Below are 19,112 nucleotides of genomic sequence, written 5' to 3' on the forward strand. Positions count from 1 at the left end.
GGTCAGCTGGGTTCTTCGGCCGGCGCCTCGGTCTTGGGTTCGGACTCGTTGAGTTCGATGCGCCGCCAAGGGCTGGTCGGGCGGGTCCACAGCCGCAGCAGTTCCATCCGCCGGTCGACGCCGCCGTTCTTGAGTTCGGCGAGATCCTCGGTGGCCTGCCAATACGTCCAGCCCGCTAGATAGGCGTCGCCGAACTGACGCCAGTTGCGGTAGCGGCGCTGGGCGGGCGGCAATGCCCGCATGACGTACTCCCACGCCACGTCGGCCTCGAGATACCCGGCCGTGAACGCCATCCGCGCCACCGCGACCACGCGCGCCAGGTCCCAGGCGTGGATGTCGTTGGGCAGTGGGCGAGCCAGGTGCTCGGTGAAACCGATCTTGATGGCTTGGGCCCAGATGTCGTAGTCGCGGACCAGCGCCTCCGGGTTGTCCATCCCGCGGAACGAACCGACCTGGCGTAGGAAGGCGCGGTGTCGGTCGGCGCGTTCGCCGAAGCGGTCGCGTTCACTGGCATTGACGGACGCCATCACCAGCGGATGCACCAGCGCGTACAGGGGCGCGTGCATGCCTTCGAGGAGCTGTTCCATCGAGGCGCGCGCCTCGTTGCCGTCGGTGATCCCCCATGCGCCGGTGAGTGTGTCGATGGCGAGTTCGCGCCGGTCACCGAGGGGGTGCTCACGTTCGGGGCCCAGCAGCATGGCGTCGTGGAAGGCGTCCCAGCGCGTCGAATAGAAGGCACCGAGTGCCAGGGCGCGCAGCTCGTCGTCACTGACGCCCGCCCCCGACCAGTGGTCTTCCTCGCGCTCGTCGAGTTCCGGGTAGGGAAAAGTGGTCAGCGCTGGTACTCCCCGAGCAGGCATGCGGCCGAGTCTAGTGGTCTTCTTGTCCTGCAGTGATGTGCCCCACAGGTCTATTGTTCTGTCATGTGTAGAAATATCACCGTCTTGCGTGGTCTGGAGCCTGCCGCCACCGAGCAGGAGATCTACGCTGCCGCCTTGCAATATGTGCGCAAAGTCGGCGGCATCTCCGGGCTGAGCAGCACCACCAAACCCGCGGTCGACAAGGCCGTCGCCGCCATCGCCGCGGCCACGACCACCCTGCTCGCCGAACTCCCCGACCGCCGCGTGCCGCCGCCGACAGAACCACCGTTGCGCCGGATCGCGGCACGCGATGCCGAGGTGTCCGAGACCGGCTAGACGAGGACGATTCGCGCGCACCGGGGAACCGGTGCGCCGATAACCCGTGACGTACGGGCACGACCGTGCCAGGCTGGTTGTGATTCACACAATGCAGTGGGGAGCACAACCGTGACACATATCGACCAGGTGATCGACGTCCGCAATCCGGCAACGGGCGAATCCGTGGGAACGGTGCCCGTCACCGACCCGGACGACGTCGCGGCCGCCGTCCGCGAACTGCGCCTCTACCAGCCGGAATGGGAAGCCATCGGGCCGAACGGGCGCAAGGAGTGGCTGCTGAAGCTGCAGGACTGGTTGATCGACAACACCGAACACCTGGCCGACGTGCTGCAGTCCGAGACCGCGAAACCGCGCGTCGACGCGCTGATCGACCCGGCCTTCGCCGTCGATCTGGTCGGCTATTACGCGCGCCGGGCCGCCAAGTTCCTCGGCGACGATCACCCGTCGCCGCACAGCCCGCTGGCCAGGGTCAAGGCCCTCACCGTCACTTACCGGCCGTATCAGGTGGTCGGTGTCATCACCCCGTGGAACTTCCCGCTCGCGATGCCCGCGATCGACGTGTTCCCCGCGCTGGCCGCCGGTGCCGCCGTGATTCTCAAGCCGTCCGAGGTGACACCGCTGTCCGCGGTCGAGCTGGCGCGCGGCTGGGCCGAGATCGGCGCGCCGCCGGTGTTCAAGGTGGTGACCGGCGCGGGCGCGACCGGAGCGGCCGTGGTCGACAACGCCGACTACGTCCAGTTCACCGGTTCCACCGCGACCGGCCGCAAGATCGCGCAGGCCTGCGCCGACCGGATGGTGCCCTACAGCCTCGAGCTCGGCGGTAAGGACCCGGCGATCGTCCTGGCCGACGCCGACCTGGACCGCGCGGCGCACGGCATCGCCTTCGGCGGCATGTTCAACGCCGGTCAGGTGTGTATTTCGGTGGAGCGGGTGTATGTCGAGGCACCGGTCTACGACGAGTTCGTCGAGAAGCTGACGGCGGCCGTCGCCGCGCTGCGCCAAGGCGCCGACGACCGCGAGTCCCGCAACGACGTCGGCGCACTGGCCAACGAGAACCAGCTGCGCATCGTGGAACGTCACGTGAACGAGGCCGTCGCGGCTGGCGCACGGGTGACCACCGGCGGTAAACCGACCGGCGTCGGCACCTTCTTCGAGCCGACAGTGCTTGTGGACGTTGATCATTCGATGTCGTGTGTCGCCGAGGAGACCTTCGGTCCGACCCTTCCGGTGATGAAGGTGGCCGACGAGGACGAGGCGGTGCGGCTCGCCAACGATTCGATCTACGGCCTGTCGGCGTCGGTGTGGACGGGCGACAGAACGCGTGGCGAACGCGTGGCGCGGCGGCTGAACGCGGGCGCGGTGAACATCAACGACGTGTTCGCCAACCTGTTCAATTTCGCCATGCCGATGGGCGGCTGGGGCAAGTCGGGCGTCGGCGCGCGCTGGGGTGGCGCGGCCGGGATTCGCAAGTACTGCCGTGCCCAGGCGATCACGGCGCCGAAGCTGCCGACCATGACCAAGGAATTGTTCTGGTTCCCCTACGACATGAACAAACTCGTCGTGGCGGTGGCGGCGATGCGCTTGGCCGGTGCGCGTGGGCTGCGGCGAGTGGACCTGGCCAAGGTGTGGCGACTCAAGGGCGGCAAGTAGGCTCCGCAAACCTGATTGTGATCAATGTCACTAATTTGTCGGTTCTGCGTGGTCAGCGGGCCGCCGCAAGGCCCCGCGACAGCGCGCGAAGCGCCGATCCCGCCGTGAAAAGCAACGCATTTGCCCTGGTCAAACGCCCAGGTGCCGCGATGAGGCCGCTCACATCGGGCGTCGGCGAAATTCGATCGGACTCGGTGGTGCGATGCACCATGCCAGGCCATATGCTGTGAGATACCGACCTGGTGACTGTTTTGACCCGCTTTCGCGAACTTCTCTGCCCGTTTTGGCTAGATTTTCCCGACCGATTCTGATAGCAAGGTGCTATGGACCCGCATTTGCGCGATCTGCGGTATTTCGTCGCCGTCGCTGAGGAACTGCATTTCACCAACGCCGCTCAGCGGCTGCATATCGCCCAGCCGACGCTTTCCCGCCAGATCCGCCAGCTCGAACGCCAGCTCGACGTGGTCCTGTTCGACCGCAATCAGCGCAGCGTCGCCCTCACCGTCGCCGGTAAGGAACTGCTCGAGGGCGCCCGCAAGATCCTCGAGCTGTGGGAGGTGACCAACGTGTCCCTCCAGGAAGCGGGCGAGGTGCTGCGCGTCGGCATCCAGTCCGCGCTCGGTCGCGGGCTGCTCAACGATCTGGAAAGCGCGAGCGGACACCGCCTGGCGCTGCACGCGGCGTCCTGGAACGACCCATCGAGCGGCCTCGCGGGCCGCCAGGCCGACCTGGCCCTGGTGTGGTTGCCGCTGCCCGACCCCAACCGCTACCGCTGGCAGGTGCTGCGCACCGAGCCGCGCTGGGTGTTGCTGCCGGAGAACCACGCGCTGGCCGAGCGCGACACCATCGACTTCGCCGATCTGCTCGACGAACCGTTCGTCGCCCTGCCGACCGAAGCCGGTGCGGTGCGCGATTTCTGGCTCGGCAACGACGCGCGCGGTGGTCGCGCGGCCAAGATCGGCGCCGAAGCCGCCACCCCCGAGGACAAACTCGAGGCCGTGAGCCTCGGCCTCGGTGTGTGCCTGCTGGCCGAGAACAATGTGCCGATGTACCGCTGGCCCGGTCTCACCGCGCGGCCGGTCGCCGGTCTTTCGCCGTGCGAACTGGCCGTCGCCTGGCGCGCCGACGACACCCGCCCGACGATTCTGGAATTCGCCGGTCGCGCTGTCGACGGTGGTTTCTCCGAGCCCGCGCAGGCGCCGCAGCCGATCGCGGTCTAGTTCGTCAGTTCGATTTGGGCGGCCAGGCCGAGCAGGGTCGCCTCGGTGCCGGGTGGGCCTGCCAATTGCGCGGCGAGCGGGGTGTGCGCCTCGGGATGGATGCCCATCGGCAGTGACGCGGCAGGCCAGCCGACCAGGTTCCACACGCCGGTGAACGGTGCGTAGCGCACCGAGGAAGCGACATTGGCCGCCCAGCCGCGCCTGCTCCACTGCCGCGCCTTGGGCGGCGGGGCGGCCAGCGTCGGGGTGATCACCACGTCGAAGTTCTCGAAGAAGTCGAGCAGCCTGGCTTCGGCCCGGTCGGCTTGGCTCGGCCGGACCAGGCGCAGGCGGCGGATCAGCCGGCCGAGGGCCAGGTGTCTGCGGGTGCGTGGTTGGAGCCGCTCGGGGTCGGCCAGTCGTTCGGCGTCGGCCAATCCCGCTGTGGGCCAGCGCAGCAGCATCGCCAGCGCCGCGTCGCCGTAGGGCAGTTCGACGGGCTCCACGAGGTGCCCGGCCGCTGCCGCGCGCGCACCCGCGGTGCGCGCCGCCGCCGTCCAATGCCGATCAACCCGGACCAGCCGCGACGGCGGAGCCACGGCCAGTCCGATACGTAGTCGCTGCGGCGGCCGTAGGTCGGCCAGATCGCTGCGGTCGGCCAGGACCGAGAGGGCGAGAGCGGCATCGGAGACGGTGGTCGCGAGGATGCCGTTCTCGGCCATGCCCGACCAGGAGTCGGCACCGATCCCGGCGGGGACCACGTCGCGACCTGGTTTGATGCCGAAGACACCGCAGGCGGCGGCGGGCACCCGGATCGAGCCGAGCCCGTCGTTGCCGTGCGCGATGGGGACCAGCCCCGCCGCGACGGCCGCGGCCGCGCCGCCGGAGGAACCACCCGGCGTGCGGCCCACATCGCGCGGGTTGCGGGTGACGCGCCCGTCGGCGTCGGTGTTGGCCCACAGGCCGAGCTCGGGCATCGCGGTCAGTCCGACGACGATCGCGCCCGCCGCCCGCAATCTGGCGACCACCGGGTGATCGGCCGGTTCCGCCGCGGCGGACGTGGCTGCCGAACCGGCCGTTGTCGGCTCCCCCGCGACGGCGATGTTCTGCTTCACCGCGACCGGAACCCCGGCCAGCGGCAGCTCGTCCAGGTCGGGTCGCGCGGTGAGTTCGAGTGCCTCCGCGCGCGCCTGCTCGGAGCGCACGACGGTGAAGGCGTTGATCTTGTGGTTCTCCGACGAGATGCGGGTGAGCGCGTCGGCGACGGCGTCGGCGGGCGTGATCGTGCCCGCTCGCACCCGCGCGGCCAGGGCTGCGGCCGGGCCGCCGATCGGGAAGTCGTCGGCGGGTTGGTGGGAGGAGTTCATCGCCACCTCAGCGTCCGTCACGCCGTCGTCGTCGACGGACTCCCATGCTACCGCTGTGAGGTCATCGTGCATGTGCGGATTCGCCCCCGTCGCATGGTCGTCGAAAATCGGGTGATCAGCTCTCCAGGCGCAAGTTATCATTTCGGGTACGGCTCGGGGCACCATGACGTCGGGTGTGGCGGAAGGAAATTCGTACCGATCCGCGCGAACCTTAGGTCGGCTGATGAGTGATAGCACCGCAAGCGGTGAACAACCCGACGCGAGTACCGGTCGGTATCTCAACGTGCGCGCCGACATGGTCGAGGCATTCGCCGCCGCCTGGGGCACGGTCGACGGCGAACCGCCCGATATCGCCGAGTTCCTCCCCGATGCGCGCACGTTGCGCAGGCAGGCGTTGCACGAGTTGATCCGGGTGGATCTGCGTCAGCGGTGGTTGCATCACGCCGCCGAAACCATCGCCCGCAAGCGGCTCGCCGAGTACTGCGCGGAGTTTCCGGAGCTCGAGCCCGAGGCACTGCCCGCCGGGTTGGTCTTCGAGGAGTTCGTGATCCGCAGGCACAGCGGTGAGCGGGTCGACCCACGCGACTGCCTGCGCGAATACCCGCACCAGGCCCCCAGCCTGCGCGCCCTGCTCAACGCCGACGACCTCGACCAGAGCACCCACCGCGCCGTCGACCCCGACGCGACGGTGAACCAGCCACCCGAGCAGACCCGTAGTACTCAGGTGCCGAACTTCGATCTCACCGCGACAGCGACCGCGCCCGCGTCAGCGCCTTCGGCCGCCACGGCGGCCGGTTCGGTGCCCGGTGCGTTCGTCGCGCTCGACCGGATCGAGATCGGTCAGCGGATCGGTGACTTCGAGTTGCTCACCGGGTTGGGGACGGGTGCGTTCGCGCGGGTGTTCCTGGCGCGGCAGCGGTCGATGCAGCGGCTGGTCGCGGTGAAGATCTCCGCCGATCGCGGCACGGAACCGCAGACGCTCGCCCAGCTCGACCACGACTACATCGTCCGCGTCTTCGATCAGCAGTTGCTCCACGCTGCTCCCGAGCCCACGGGCTCGCGCCGGTTGCGGCTGCTGTACATGCAGTTCCTGCCGGGCGGCACGCTGCTCGGCCTGTTGCGCTGGGTTCGCGCGACCGCGCCCGCCGAGCGGAGCGGCAAACTGCTGCTGGAGGCGGTCGACGCGGCGATGGAGGAGAAGGGCGAGATCCGTCCGACCGATTCCAGTGTGCGCGCCGAGATCGCCGCCCTGAGCTGGCCCGAGACCGTCGCCTGGTTGGGGCGCAGGCTGGCCGAGGCGCTCGACTACGCCGCCGCGCACGGTGTGCTGCACCGCGACGTGAAGCCGGCGAATGTGCTGCTCACGGCCGAGGGCGTGCCCAAGCTGGCCGATTTCAACATCAGTTTCAGCCGGTCGGTCGAGGGCACGAGTCCGGTCGCCTACTTCGGCGGGTCGCTGTCGTACATGTCACCGGAGCAGTTGGAGGCCTGTCATCCCGGGCGCGGCCGCAGCGCCGCCGACCTCGACACCCGCGCCGACATCTATTCCCTCGGCGTGGTGCTGTGGGAGTTGCTCACCGGGGCGAAACCGTTCGACGACTCCACCGCCGAAGCCGAGGGCCGAGGCGACGAGACCACCCTCGAGGCCATGCTCGAGCGGCGCAGTTCCGGCGTCGACCCGGCCGCGATGGAGCGGGTGCCGCCGAACTGCCCGTCGGCGCTGCGCCGCGTCCTGCTCACCTGTCTGACGCCCGATCGGGCGGGCCGCTGGGCCGACGGCGCGACGCTGGCCAAACAGTTCGACCTGTGCCTGGACGAACGCGCTCGCGACCTGGTCGACCCACCGCCGAACAGCTGGCGGATCCGGTTGCGGCGCTGGCCGCTGCTGGTTCTCGTGCTGGCCATCGGCATTCCCAACGCCCTGGCCTCCTGGTACAACATCCAGCACAATCAGACGCTGGTGGTGAGCCGGCTCGGCGAGACGGCGCAGCAGACGTTCATCATCATCACGGCCGGGGTGAACCTGGTGTTCTTCCCCGCGGGCGCGGCGCTGCTGATCTATCTCGCCCGTTTCCTGTTGGGTGTGCCCGGCGGATTACGCAAGGGCAGACGCTACGACCCGGCCACTCTGCGCCGGGCCAGACACGACACCGTCCGGTTCGGCGACCAAGCCGTGGTCGTCGCCTTCTCCCTGTGGGCGCTGGCCGGGGTCACCTTCCCCATCGCGCTGCAACTGGCCACCGGCAATGTGCCCGGGCGGGCGGTGGTGCACTTCCTCGCATCGCTGCTGGTCTGCGGGGCTATCGCGGTGGCCTACCCGTTCTTCCTCGTCACGTTCTACCTGATCCGCTGCCTCTACCCCGTTTTCCTGCGCCACGGTGAGATCAGCGCCGACGACAGTGCATGGCTGCGCGGGTTGAGCCGCCGCTGCACCTGGTACCTGGCCGTGGCCGCCTCGGTGCCGCTGCTCGCGGTGGCCGGGCTGACATTCCTGCCGCCCGCCGACATCCCCTCGGTGATCGTCGCGGTCCGGGTGCTCTGTGTGGGCGGCATCATCGCCTTCATCGGCTCGTACCTGCTGTTCCGCGCACTCGAGGCCGACCTCCGGGCACTGGAACGGGTGGTCAGCTGAACCATCACGTACCCGTGTGCGTATGCCAAACAGTGAGTTCCACCCGCACCGCGGAGGCGACCCGGCCTTCGCCTGTCCACAGCACGACCATGCATCCGGCCGATTGCCGTGCGCTCGACCGGATCGAGGTGGGCACACGGCTCGGTGATTTCGAATTGCTCACCGAACTGGGCGCGGGCGCGTTCGCGCGGGTGTTCCTGGCCAGGCAGCGGTCGATGCAGCGGCTGGTCGCGGTGAAGATCTCCGCCGACAGCGGCACCGAACCACAGACGCTCGCCCAACTCGACCACGACTACATCGTGCGTGTCTTCGACCAGCAGGTCATCGACGGCTCGACCCCGCTTCGCCTGCTGTACATGCAGTTCCTGCCCGGCGGCACCCTGCTCGGCGTGCTGCGCTGGGTGCGCGCCACCCCACCCGCCGAACGCACCAGCGCCCTGCTGCTCGACGCCGTCGACGCGGCCATGGAAGAGAAGGGCGAGATCCGCCCGGCCGACTCGGCGGTGCGCGGCGAGATCGCCGCACTGACCTGGCCCGAGACCGTCGCGTGGCTGGGCAGCAGACTCGCGGCCGCGCTGAGCTACGCCGCCGCACGTGGCGTCCTGCATCGCGACGTGAAGCCGGCCAACGTGCTGCTCAGCGCCGAAGGCGTGCCCAAGCTGGCCGATTTCAACATCAGTTTCAGCCGCTCGGCCACCGAGGTGTCCGCCGCGTCCTACTTCGGTGGCTCGCTGGCCTACATGTCGCCCGAGCAGCTCGAAGCCTGCTACTTCGGGCGCGATCCCGCCGACCTCGACACCCGCGCCGACATCTTCTCCCTCGGGGTGTTGCTCTGGGAACTCCTCACGGGGACAAAGCCTTTCGACGGCGACAACGACGACCCGGCCGCGGTGCTGGACCGCCGACACGGTGCGGCGGCCGGCGAGCTGCCCGCCGATTGCCCGGCCGCGTTACGCCGAATCCTGCTCACCTGCCTGTCGCCCGAACGCGAGAATCGCTGGTCGGACGCCGACCTCCTGGTCGCGCAGTTCGACCTCTGCCTCGACCCCCACGCCCGCGAACTCGTCGACCCCCCGCCACACAGCTGGCGAAACCGCTTGCAGCCGTACCTGTTTCTGCTACTCGCCCTGGCGATCCTCATCCCGAATCTGCTGGCTTCCTACTACAACCGGGGACTCAACATGTCCCTGCTCCACGGACTCGACCCCGCGGTCCAACCCATCCGGCGGACCTATGCGATCACCATGAACGCGGTCTTCTTCAGCGCGGGCGCCGCCACCATGATCTATCTGGGCAGACGGCTGCTCACCGTGCCCCGCCGACTGCGCGCGGGCAGACCGTGCGAGCCGATCGTTCTCGCGCGCACCGGCCGCGATTGCCTGCGCCTGGCCGACTGGGCCGTGGCCGTGGCCTTCGTCCTGTGGATCGCGGGCTCGGTCGGGCTGGCGATCACGTTGAACCTGGTCGACGACCCGCCGATGCGCACCGCGATCCACCTGCTGCTGGTCGCCGGCCTGTGCGCCGCGGTCGCGATGACCTACCCGTTCTTCCTCATCACCCTGTACCTGGTGCGCTGCGTGTATCCCCTGCTCCTGCGCCACGGCCAAGACCTGCGCGCCGACCACGCGGCGCTGTCGGGCCTGCGCGCCCGCTGCCACCGGTACCTGGTGGTGGCCGCGTCGATTCCGCTGCTCACCATCGCGGGCGCGACGTTCCTGCCGGTCGACGACCTGCTCGCGACGCTCACCCCGCTGCGCACGGTGTGCGCGGGCGGGGTGCTCGGTTTCGTCGGGGCGCTGCTGGTGTTCCGGGTGATCGAGACCGATATCCGCGCGCTACTGCGCGTGGGCTCGGCTCAGGAGTAGACGGCGGGGTTCAGGGTGCCGATGTAGGGCAGGTCGCGGTAGCGCTCGGCGTAGTCGAGGCCGTAGCCGACGACGAACTCGTTGGGGATGTCGAAGCCCACGTGCGCCACGTCGACGGGGGTGCGTAAGGCGTCGGGCTTGCGCAGCAGGGTCACCACTTCCAGCGAGGCCGGGTTGCGGGTGGCCAGGTTGCGCTTGAGCCACGACAGGGTCAGGCCCGAGTCGATGATGTCCTCGACGATGAGGACGTTGCGGCCCGCGATGTCCTTGTCCAGGTCCTTCATGATGCGCACGACGCCCGAGGACGAGGTGGACGACCCGTAGGACGACACGGCCATGAATTCGAGCTGGGTGGGGATGGGCAGGGCCCTGGCGAAGTCGGTCACGAAGAAGATCGCGCCCTTGAGGACGCAGATCAGCAGCAGGTCGCCTTCGGGAGAATCCGGCGGGTATCGCTTGGCGACGAGTTCGGCGAGCTCTTCGATCTTTGCCTTGATCTCGTCTTCGGTGATCAGCACCGACGCGATGTCGTCTCCGTACACGGAAGTGGGTATCCCTTCGTGGTGTCGGTCCCGGCTCGACCGATCCATTATGTGGCATCGAAACGCGGCTGGGCGCGCACGGTCAGCGTGCCATGTTCGCGCACCACGACCAACCGGTGGGCCCTGCTCCCGCCCCCGATCGCCACCCCACCCTGGCCACGCCAGTTGCTCACCAGCTCGTCGATCGCCTGTAAGTGGGTGTTCATCAGGCCGCCGACGCCCTGTTCGGTCAGCCAGGCGCGAACCGCTCGGCGACGTAGAGCCGCCGGTGCAGTGGCCAGAATCTCGATCGCGAGGGCGGGCCGATCGGTGTCGTCGGCGCCACTGCCGGCTCCGGCCTCTGCCCCCTCGTGGATCATCGGCCCGCCGGTCTCGCCGACGCCACCAGCGGGCCGAGCCGACGACAACCCTTCGGCGGTCGGCGGCCGGGTCTCGCCGAGCACAGCTCGGGGTCGACCGACAGGCACTCGGGCGGTGTTCAGGAGTTCGCGCGCGAGGTCGTCGAGGACAGCACCGTCGGCGCGCAGCTGGTCGGCGGTGCGGGCCAACGCCTGCGCCGCACCCCGGCCGAGCACGTCCTCGAGCAGCGGCAGCACCTCGTTGCGCACCCGCACTCGCGTGTAGGCCGGGTCGTCGTTATGTGGATCGCGCCAAGCCTCGATCCCCAGGTCGGCACACACCTGCTCGGTCTGGGCCCGCCGCACCCCGAGCAACGGCCGCCCCCACGGCTCGTTCCACGCCGCCATCCCCTGAATGGACCGGCCGCCCGACCCGCGCGCCAACCCGAGCAACACCGTTTCGGCCTGATCGTCGAGGGTGTGCCCCAGCAGCACCGGGCGCCCGTCGCGCACCGATTCCAGTGCCGCGTATCGAGCGGTGCGCGCGGCCGCCTCCATCCCCCCCGCACGCCCCACCTCTACCGCGACGATCCTGGCTCGCGCGCACCCGAGCGCCAGCGCCTGGTCGGCGGCCCGCCGGGCAACCTCGGCCGATCCGTCTTGCAGCCGGTGATCCACAACCACCGCGGTCACCGGCCCGGTCTCGACCACGGCAGCCGCGACCAACGCCAGCGAATCGGCGCCCCCGGACAACGCGACAACGACCGGCCCCTGCCCCCCGTGGGCGAGGACCCACTCCCGCATCGCGCGCCGCACAACGAGCACAGCCGGGGTCTCGGGCAGCTTCGGCGCCGTCATCGACCAGCCCGTCGCGGTACCCACCCGGCACCACCATCCCGAAGACACGACCCAATGCCGCTACCGGTCGCGCAAGTCATATCGGCAGGCTACTCAGCCTCAGGCTGATGCCGGCACCGCGGACCTCTACAGCACCCGGTCGATCCACCGTTGCGGCGAATCGACCTCGTCGAGTCGAGGCAGCGTGTCCGCGTTCGTCCAGATCGTGTTGAACTCCGTGACGCCCACCCGCTCGACCACCGCGTCGACGAACTTCTTGCCCCGCACGTACTGCGCCACCTTGGCGTCCACGCCGAGCAGCGCCCGCAGGATCCGCTGGATCGGGTTGGACGGCTTCTGCCTGCGCCGATCGAACGCGGCCCGGATGTGGGCGACGCTCGGCACCACCGAGGGGCCGACGGCGTCCATCACGTGGTCGGCGTGCCCTTCGAGCAGGGTGCCGAGCATGAGCAGCCGGTCGAGTGCCTCACGCTGAGGTGGCGCCTGGGCCGCGCGCAGCAGGCCGACGATGCCCTTGGCGTTCGGGTCGTCGGCGAGGTCACCGTTGCGGCGGGCGCGCAGTTCGCCGACGAGCCGGGTGAGCATCTCGCTCATCGGTTCCTCGCCGACCTCGCTGAGGATGTCGACATTGGTGCGCATGTATTCGGCGAGCCAGGGCGCCGAGGAGAACTGCACCCGGTGGGTCACCTCGTGCAGGCACACCCAGAGCCGAAAATCGCTGGAGTCCACCCCCAGGGCACGTTCGACGCCGAGAATATTGGGCGCGACCAGCAGCAAGGTGCCGTCCGCACCGGTGAACGGGTCGTATTGGCCGAGGATGGCGGTGGACAGGAACGCCAGCATGGTCCCCGCCTGCACGCCCGCCGGTTTCCCCGCGAACGGGCCTTTGCCCGCGCCGGTGCCGGTGAGCACCGACATCGAGTCGGCGGCCGCCGCGATCCAGCCGGGCCGGTCGACGATCCGCGCCTCGGGTACCGGCCGGTCGTCGAGCAGCCCGCTCACCTCGCGCACCGGCATCTCGGCGAGGATCGAGGCCGAGGCAAGTTCGGCGACGACCTGTTCGGCGGTCTCGCGCGAGGTGCGTGGTCCCGGTGGCGCGAGCAGCGCCCCGGTCCTCGCGGCCAGCCGCCAGTCGACGACCGCACTGAATCCGGGATTCTTGCGCCCGGTCTTGTCCTCGCTCATCGCCACCCGCTCTCAGGAACATCCACAGTTGCGCAGGGCACCCGCCACCGCGTCGAGCGCGGGTCTGCTGACCTCCGGCAGCCGGTCGTTGGACATGAGTGCGAAGGTCAGTACCCGCCCGTCCCGGTCGAGCACATACCCCACCAACGCGCTTGCCACGCTCAGAGTTCCGGTCTTGGCCCGCACCCAGCCCGCACCTTCCCGGTTCTGGGTGACGAAGCGAGGGGCGAGCGTTCCGGTTCCGCCCGCGACGGGCAGGTCGTCGAGCAGCGGCGCCAGCGCCGCCGCGCGCGGATCGTTCTCGGGCCTGGCCTGGGTACCGGCGGGCACGACGGCGGCGTCGCCGGTCGGCTTGGCGGCGGTGGCGACGATGGTGTCGAGCAGTCGCGGCGGCACCCGGTCGTCGACGGACAGGCCGCTGTTGTCGGCCAGGTGCAGGCCGCTCACATCGAAGCCCGCGGTGGTGAGCGCGGCGGCGGTGGCGGCGGCGGCACCGGCGAAGGACGCCTCGCGTCCAGTGGCGACGGCGAGTTCGCGTCCGATGGTCTCGGCGAGCACATTGTCGGAATGGATCATCATGTCGTGCAAGCGGATTCGCAGCGGCGCGGACTCGACCTTCGCGATCTCGGCACCGGTGCTCGCGGCCTGGCCGACGCGCACGGCGGCCGGGTCGATGCCGAGTTCGGCGGCCAGGGCGCGGCCCGCGTCGAGTGCGGGGGTCGAGGTGCGCGGGGAGTAGTCGGCCGACGGGTCGAACCGCCCACCGTCGAGCATCACCGGTTCGATGGGGGTGATCGAGCCCTCGGGGATATCGATCGGATCCCAGCCGGCCGCCATGGTCGGACCGGTGTAGGCGGAGGTGTCGACGACGATCGCGCTCGCCTGCCTGCCCGCCGCCTTGATCTGCGCGGCGAGGTCGGCGATGCGCGGACCGTCGGTGTAGTAGCCGCCGTCGGCACGGGTGGTGAGCGTCGGATCACCGCCGCCGACGAGTACCAGCTCCCCCGGCGCTCCGGCGAGGACCCGGGTGGCCACTCGCTGATCGTCGGGCAGGGTGAGCAGCGCGGCCGCGACCAGCATGATCTTGGCCGTCGACGACGGGATCATCGCCTTGGTCGGCTCCTGGCTCCAGAGCACGGTTCCGCTGGTCGGATCGGTGACCTGGCCCGCGAACGCGCCGAGATCGGGACTGCTGGTCACCTGCGCGAGCGCGGCGGCGATCCCGGCGACCGTCGGCGCGGGTGCGTCCGACCTGGCCGGGGCGATGGCGGTGGTCGGGGTGGCGGCCGACGGCGCGTCGGCGACGGTCAGCCCGCCGTGCCGGAATTCGGGCGTCCACGGCCGGGCGATCGCCGCGAATCCGCCGCCGATCAACAGCAGGGCGACGAGCACCGCTGACAGCCAGATCCACCCCGACCGGCGACGTCGCGGCTCCTGCCATCCGGGATTCTGTTCGCTTGGACCGATCACGACCGTCGTTTCTCCTCTAGCCCGCCCGACGCCCGGCCGCGCTGAGCCGCCTGCCGCACCGGTGTTCTGGCACACCACACTATCCTCGTTGCGCAACGGTTCCCCAGAACGATCTGGCGATTCGGCACACAAGCACTCGAACGAGCAAGGAGATGGCGTGGAGTTCGACGTCACCATCGAGATTCCCAAGGGTTCTCGGAACAAGTACGAGGTCGATCACGAGAGCGGCCGGGTGAAGCTCGACCGGTACCTGTACACCTCCATGGCCTACCCGGCCGACTACGGCTTCATCGAGAACACCCTCGGCGAGGACGGCGATCCGCTGGACGCGCTGGTGCTGCTGCCGGAATCGGTGTTCCCCGGTGTCATCGTCGAGGCCCGCCCCGTCGCGGTGTACCGGATGACCGACGAGGCCGGTGGCGACGACAAGATCCTGTGTGTGCCCGCGGGCGACCCGCGCTGGGACTACATCCAGGACATCACCGACGTCCCGGAGTTCGAGCTGGCCGCGATCAAGCACTTCTTCGAGCGCTACAAGGACCTCGAGCCCAACAAGTTCGTGGAGGGTTCGGAGTGGCTCGACCGCGCCGAGGCCGTCAAGATCATCGACGAGGCCTTCGCCCGGCTGAAGGAATCCGGCCACTGAGCCGCTAGACGACGAAAAACGGGAAGTCCGAAGGGGATTGGACTTCCCGTTTTTCTGTTCCTGGTGGATCAGTACCAGATGTAGAGGTCCCAGCCCTCCCAGGTCTCGACGCACTGCCAGTAGTAGCCGCCGGTGTAGGACGACTCGCCGTCGGCGCGGCACTGGTAGAGCTCGTAGTAGGTGCCGTAGTAGGTGCCCTCCGGCGCGGCCGCGGCGGCGGTGCCCGCGGTGACCGTCGACACCCCGGCGACGGTAGCCAGGGCCAGCAGTGCGGCGGCGATGGTGGTCTTGATGCGCATGTCGTTCTCCTGATGTTCGTTGCGACATCAGGAACGTTATGGCCGTTCGACCGCCGAAACAGCCACCCCTAGGTGGCCTTTCGGGCCCACCTAGGTCGCTTCACCTTTCCCACCCTTCGTCGACTGGGCGGCGGTGTCGGCCATGGCGCCGATGCCGTCGGCGGCCTTCGCGTCGCCCGCCGACTGCAGGCCACCCGACATCCGCAGCGGCACTTCCTTCCAGAACAGCACGAGCAGCAGCGCCAGCAGCGCGACACCGGTGGCGAACAGGAACACCGTCGACATGGAGTCGGCGAAGCCCACCTGGAACGGTTCGGCCAGTTCCGGGTCGAGTTGCTGGATGATCGAGCTGTCCTGCAACACCTTTCCGGCCGCCGAGGTGTCCTGGGCCAGCAGACCCTGCGACAGCGCGGCATCGGCCGGGTTGCTGCTGCGCGCGCCCTCGACCACGGCTTGCTGGTAGGCCGGGTCGGTCGCCGCCTGCCGCAGTTCGTCGGTGATGTTCGGAGTGAGCAGCGTGAACAGGACCGACAGGAACACCGCGGCACCGAGGGTGCCACCGATCTGCCGGAAGAACGTGGCCGCGGCGGTGGACACACCCATGTCCTTGGGCGGCAACGCGTTCTGCAGGGCGAGGGTGAGCGGCTGCATCAGATTGCCGAGGCCGAAACCGGCGACCGCCATGAAGATCATCGCCAGCCACAGCGGGCTGTGCGCGTCGAGCAGGTGCAGCAGGAACAAGCCGAGGGTGAGCGTGGCCGCGCCGATCAGCGGGAAGGCGCGGTAGCTCCCGGTCTTGGAGATCAACCGGCCCGAGAGGATTGAACCGAGCATCAGCCCGAGCACCATCGGCAGCATCTGCAGACCCGCCTCGGTCGGACCCGCACCGCGCACCACCTGCAGGTATTGCGGCAGCAGCAGCATCCCACCGAACATCGCCGCACCGACGACGAACGAGATGACCACACCGAGGGTGAAGGTGATGTTGTCGAAGATGCGCAGCGGGATCAGCGCCGCGTCACCCATGTACTTCTCGATCGCGACGAACCCGATCAGCCCGAGCGCGCCGATCACGTAACAGATCACCGAACCGGTACTGCCCCAGCCCCACTCGCGCCCCTGTTCGGCCACGATCAGCAGCGGAACGAGACCCACCGCGAGCACGAGCGCGCCCGCGAAGTCGATGCGGTGGGTGGCGTGCGGCTTACGCGGCAAGTGCAGCACCCGCGTCACGACGACCAGCGCGAGCAGGCCGAGCGGCACGTTCACCAGGAACACCCAGCGCCAGCCGGTGATGCCGAGAATGCTGTCCTGCCCGGCCAGCAGACCGCCGAGCACCGGGCCGAGCACACTCGAAATACCGAACACGGCAAGGAAGTAGCCCTGGTATCGGGCGCGTTCACGCGGTCCGATGATGTCGCCCATGATGGCCAGCGCCAGCGACATCAGGCCGCCCGCGCCGAGCCCTTGGAAGGCGCGGAACGCGGCGAGCTGATACATCGACTGCGCCAGCGTGCACAGCAGCGAACCGATGATGAACAGCCCGATCGCGGTGAGGAAGAACGGCTTTCGGCCGAACATGTCCGAGAGCTTGCCGTAGAGCGGGGTACTGATCGTCGCGGTGATGAGGTAGGCCGTTGTCGCCCAGGCCTGCAGCGAGTAGCCGTGCAGGTCGTCGGCGATGGTGCGGATGGAGGTCGACACGATCGTCTGATCGAGCGAGGCCAACAGCATGCCGAGCATCAACCCGGACAGGATGGTCAGAATCTGACGGTGGGTGAAACCGGCGGGCGATTCCTCCACTGCCACGGTCGTCGTCACGATTCGTTCTCCGATGGGTTGAGCGTGAGGAGCAGGGGCCGGGCCCGGTCGTAGTCCTCCACGAAGCGGGTGAGCAGGGCGGCGAAGTGCTCGCGGTCGGGTTCGGGCCAGTCCTTGGTGACGATCGCGATGGATTCGCGACGCCGCTCGCGGATGCGGTCGGCGGTCTCGCGGCCGTAGGCGGTGGCCTGTAGCACGGTGGCGCGCCCGTCGTCGGGGTCGGCGGTGCGGACCACGAGCCCGCGTTCCACCAGTTGCGCCACCTGCCTGCTCACCGTCGAGGCATCCGAATTCACCGCCTCCGCGAGCGCGCCCGAGCGCATCGGACCGTCACAGACCAGCCGGAACAGCACAACGAAGCCGGCCGGTTCGATGCCCGAGCGGTCCTTCATCTGGGCGAGGGCGCGGTCGCGCAGCCGGTGCAGGCGCACGAGCTGGACGGCGATCGTGTCGATCGCCGGGTCGTACTCCGTCACCGCATCACCCTTTACTTGTATCAGTCAACTAGTTGCGTAATGCAAGTATGTGGGCAGACCGGCTGCCGGGGCAACCGTTTAAGCTGGCTTTACTCGCCCTTGAACTGCGGGGCGCGCTTCTGGAAGACCGCCGTCATCGCCTCGGTGAGGTCGTGCGAGGGCAGGAACGCCGCGTTCCACGCCGAGACGTAGCGCAGGCCGTCGGCTACACCAGGGGCGGTCCGGTGCTCGAGCACATCCTTGATGCCCTGCACCACCAGCGGCGGGTTGTCGGCGATCTCGCGCGCCATCGCATGCGCCGCCGCGAGCACCGCTTCCTGATCGGCGAACACCTCGTTCACCAGACCGATCCGCTCGGCCCTGGCCGCGTCGATATCCTTTGCGGTGTAAGCCAGTTCACGCAGGTGGCCCTCGCCGATGATCCCCGGCAGACGCTGCAGCGAACCGATGTCGGCCACGATCGCCACCTTCGCCTCCCGCAGGCTGAACTTGGCGTCGGCGCTGGCCAGGCGGATGTCGGCGGCCGCGATCAGGTCGAGCCCGCCGCCGATGCACCACCCCGACACCGCCGCGATCACCGGCTTCACGCAGGTGGCCACCGAGGTGACGGAGTCCTGCATGCGCCGGACCTCCTTGAGGAACTCGGTCCGCTGGGCTGCCTTGGCGCCGTCGGCCAGCACCGGGCCGAGCGTGCCGCCCATCGCGGCCAGGTCGAGGCCATAGGAGAAATGCTTGCCCGACCCGGTGAGTACGACGGCCCGCACCTGCGGATCGGCGTCCAGCTCGGCGAAGATCTCCGGCAGTTCGCGCCAGAAATCCGGTCCCATCGCATTGCCCTTGCCGGGCCCGGTCAGGGTGACCTGGGCGATACTGTCGGCGATCTCGACGGCGAAGGCCTTCCATTCACTCATGCGCTGATTATGGCCTCATCGGGTGCGCCCACCCCGTCCGGTGTACGGAGCGAATTCGCGGCAACCCGAAAATCTCACTCTCCCGGCATAATTCGATCGGCCGTCCTACTCTGGATGACATGCGCAGGTCGTCCTTGCCGATGGTCGCGTGCCGGGTGGCCGACACGCTCATCGCGCGCGGCCACCACGGCGTCATCGTGTCCCCCGACACACCCACCTCCAGTGCCATCGACGCCGCGCGCGCCTTCGGCGCCCACCCCAGCGCCATCACCACCGCCCAGCTGTTCCTGCTCGACAACGACCCGGTCCTGCTGCTGGTAGCCGCCCATCACCGGGTGGACCTGCACCGCACCGGCCCACGCCTCGAAGGAAAGCTCACCCCCTGCCCCACCGCCCTCGCCGAGCGGGTCACCGGTCAGCCCATCACCGGCACCGCCCCCGTCGGCCACCCGACCAACCTGCCCACCTGGGTCGACACCGCCCTGGCCGCCCACCGCGAGATCTGGGCCGCGGGCGGCCACCCCACTACCGTCTTCCGCACCAGCTACCGCGAACTCATCCGCATCACCGCGGGATTGCCCGTGGACATCGACTGAAGGGTTTCCCTCGGCGTGAGCCTGTCCATAGGCGGGCCAGGATGGCGGGCGTAGTTTG

At 69.1% G+C, this 19,112-nt stretch carries 17 protein-coding genes; 7 read left to right on the top strand and 10 right to left on the bottom strand.

The window, feature by feature from the left end; translation table 11 throughout:
- Nucleotides 1-2: 2 nt before the first annotated feature.
- Nucleotides 3-860, bottom strand: coding sequence for a DUF1266 domain-containing protein (locus NI2_RS26025; RefSeq protein ID WP_067495788.1), 858 nt, complete (start codon nucleotides 858-860; stop codon nucleotides 3-5).
- A 63-nt stretch (nucleotides 861-923) separates the two neighbouring features.
- Between NI2_RS26025 and NI2_RS26030 the strand changes: the two genes are divergently transcribed.
- The 3 genes from NI2_RS26030 (at nucleotide 924) to NI2_RS26040 (ending at nucleotide 4,069) form a co-directional block, all read left to right on the top strand.
- Entirely contained in the window at nucleotides 924-1,196 is a 273-nt protein-coding gene (locus NI2_RS26030; protein WP_067495790.1) for a DUF2277 domain-containing protein, read from the top strand.
- Nucleotides 1,197-1,307: 111 nt separating this feature from the next.
- On the top strand, nucleotides 1,308-2,849 hold the full coding sequence (locus NI2_RS26035; protein WP_243749829.1) for an aldehyde dehydrogenase family protein: 1,542 nt from the start codon (nucleotides 1,308-1,310) through the stop codon (nucleotides 2,847-2,849).
- A 323-nt stretch (nucleotides 2,850-3,172) separates the two neighbouring features.
- Nucleotides 3,173-4,069 (top strand): LysR family transcriptional regulator, encoded by an 897-nt coding sequence (locus NI2_RS26040; protein WP_067495793.1) that lies wholly within the window; start codon nucleotides 3,173-3,175, stop codon nucleotides 4,067-4,069.
- Here the strand turns inward: NI2_RS26040 and NI2_RS26045 are convergent.
- Entirely contained in the window at nucleotides 4,066-5,415 is a 1,350-nt protein-coding gene (locus tag NI2_RS26045; protein ID WP_067495903.1) for an amidase, read from the bottom strand. The two genes, NI2_RS26040 and NI2_RS26045, sit on opposite strands and share 4 nt — an antisense overlap.
- Nucleotides 5,416-5,638: 223 nt before the next feature.
- Here NI2_RS26045 and NI2_RS26050 point away from each other — a divergent pair, with 223 nt between their 5' ends.
- On the top strand, nucleotides 5,639-8,047 hold the full coding sequence (locus NI2_RS26050; RefSeq protein WP_084476797.1) for a protein kinase domain-containing protein: 2,409 nt from the start codon (nucleotides 5,639-5,641) through the stop codon (nucleotides 8,045-8,047).
- Nucleotides 8,048-8,136: 89 nt separating this feature from the next.
- The gene (locus NI2_RS26055) at nucleotides 8,137-9,912 is read left to right on the top strand and encodes a serine/threonine-protein kinase (protein WP_067495796.1); all 1,776 of its coding nucleotides are present in this window, start codon (nucleotides 8,137-8,139) and stop codon (nucleotides 9,910-9,912) included.
- On the opposite strand, the gene hpt is transcribed toward NI2_RS26055, so the two are convergent.
- The 4 genes from hpt to dacB form a co-directional block, all read right to left on the bottom strand.
- Entirely contained in the window at nucleotides 9,903-10,454 is a 552-nt protein-coding gene (gene hpt, locus NI2_RS26060) for a hypoxanthine phosphoribosyltransferase (RefSeq protein ID WP_067495798.1), read from the bottom strand. The two genes, NI2_RS26055 and hpt, sit on opposite strands and share 10 nt — an antisense overlap.
- 47 nt (nucleotides 10,455-10,501) lie before the next feature.
- On the bottom strand, nucleotides 10,502-11,650 hold the full coding sequence (gene tilS, locus NI2_RS35325; RefSeq protein WP_067495910.1) for a tRNA lysidine(34) synthetase TilS: 1,149 nt from the start codon (nucleotides 11,648-11,650) through the stop codon (nucleotides 10,502-10,504).
- A 126-nt stretch (nucleotides 11,651-11,776) separates the two neighbouring features.
- Nucleotides 11,777-12,835 (bottom strand): Rv3626c family coenzyme F420 biosynthesis-associated protein, encoded by a 1,059-nt coding sequence (locus tag NI2_RS26070; RefSeq protein WP_067495913.1) that lies wholly within the window; start codon nucleotides 12,833-12,835, stop codon nucleotides 11,777-11,779.
- A gap of 12 nt (nucleotides 12,836-12,847) precedes the next feature.
- On the bottom strand, nucleotides 12,848-14,305 hold the full coding sequence (gene dacB / locus NI2_RS26075; protein WP_067495801.1) for a D-alanyl-D-alanine carboxypeptidase/D-alanyl-D-alanine endopeptidase: 1,458 nt from the start codon (nucleotides 14,303-14,305) through the stop codon (nucleotides 12,848-12,850).
- Nucleotides 14,306-14,462: 157 nt separating this feature from the next.
- Between dacB and NI2_RS26080 the strand changes: the two genes are divergently transcribed.
- Complete coding sequence (locus NI2_RS26080) at nucleotides 14,463-14,951, top strand: inorganic diphosphatase (protein ID WP_067495803.1); 489 nt, start codon at nucleotides 14,463-14,465, stop codon at nucleotides 14,949-14,951.
- Nucleotides 14,952-15,019: 68 nt separating this feature from the next.
- On the opposite strand, the gene NI2_RS26085 is transcribed toward NI2_RS26080, so the two are convergent.
- The 4 genes from NI2_RS26085 to NI2_RS26100 form a co-directional block, all read right to left on the bottom strand.
- The gene (locus tag NI2_RS26085) at nucleotides 15,020-15,250 is read right to left on the bottom strand and encodes a hypothetical protein (protein ID WP_067495806.1); all 231 of its coding nucleotides are present in this window, start codon (nucleotides 15,248-15,250) and stop codon (nucleotides 15,020-15,022) included.
- A gap of 90 nt (nucleotides 15,251-15,340) precedes the next feature.
- Nucleotides 15,341-17,071, bottom strand: a complete 1,731-nt coding sequence (locus tag NI2_RS26090; RefSeq protein ID WP_067495809.1) for a DHA2 family efflux MFS transporter permease subunit — start codon at nucleotides 17,069-17,071, stop codon at nucleotides 15,341-15,343.
- Nucleotides 17,068-17,547, bottom strand: coding sequence for a MarR family winged helix-turn-helix transcriptional regulator (locus tag NI2_RS26095; protein ID WP_084476799.1), 480 nt, complete (start codon nucleotides 17,545-17,547; stop codon nucleotides 17,068-17,070). The genes NI2_RS26090 and NI2_RS26095 overlap by 4 nt, the downstream gene beginning before the upstream one ends.
- Before the next feature lie 89 nt (nucleotides 17,548-17,636).
- The gene (locus NI2_RS26100) at nucleotides 17,637-18,458 is read right to left on the bottom strand and encodes a crotonase/enoyl-CoA hydratase family protein (RefSeq protein WP_067495815.1); all 822 of its coding nucleotides are present in this window, start codon (nucleotides 18,456-18,458) and stop codon (nucleotides 17,637-17,639) included.
- Nucleotides 18,459-18,577: 119 nt separating this feature from the next.
- On the opposite strand from NI2_RS26100, the gene NI2_RS26105 reads away from it, so the two are divergent.
- Entirely contained in the window at nucleotides 18,578-19,054 is a 477-nt protein-coding gene (locus tag NI2_RS26105) for a YbaK/EbsC family protein (protein ID WP_084476801.1), read from the top strand.
- Nucleotides 19,055-19,112: the final 58 nt, after the last annotated feature.

This window comes from Nocardia ignorata NBRC 108230 (assembly GCF_001612905.1).
GTDB lineage: Bacteria > Actinomycetota > Actinomycetes > Mycobacteriales > Mycobacteriaceae > Nocardia > Nocardia ignorata.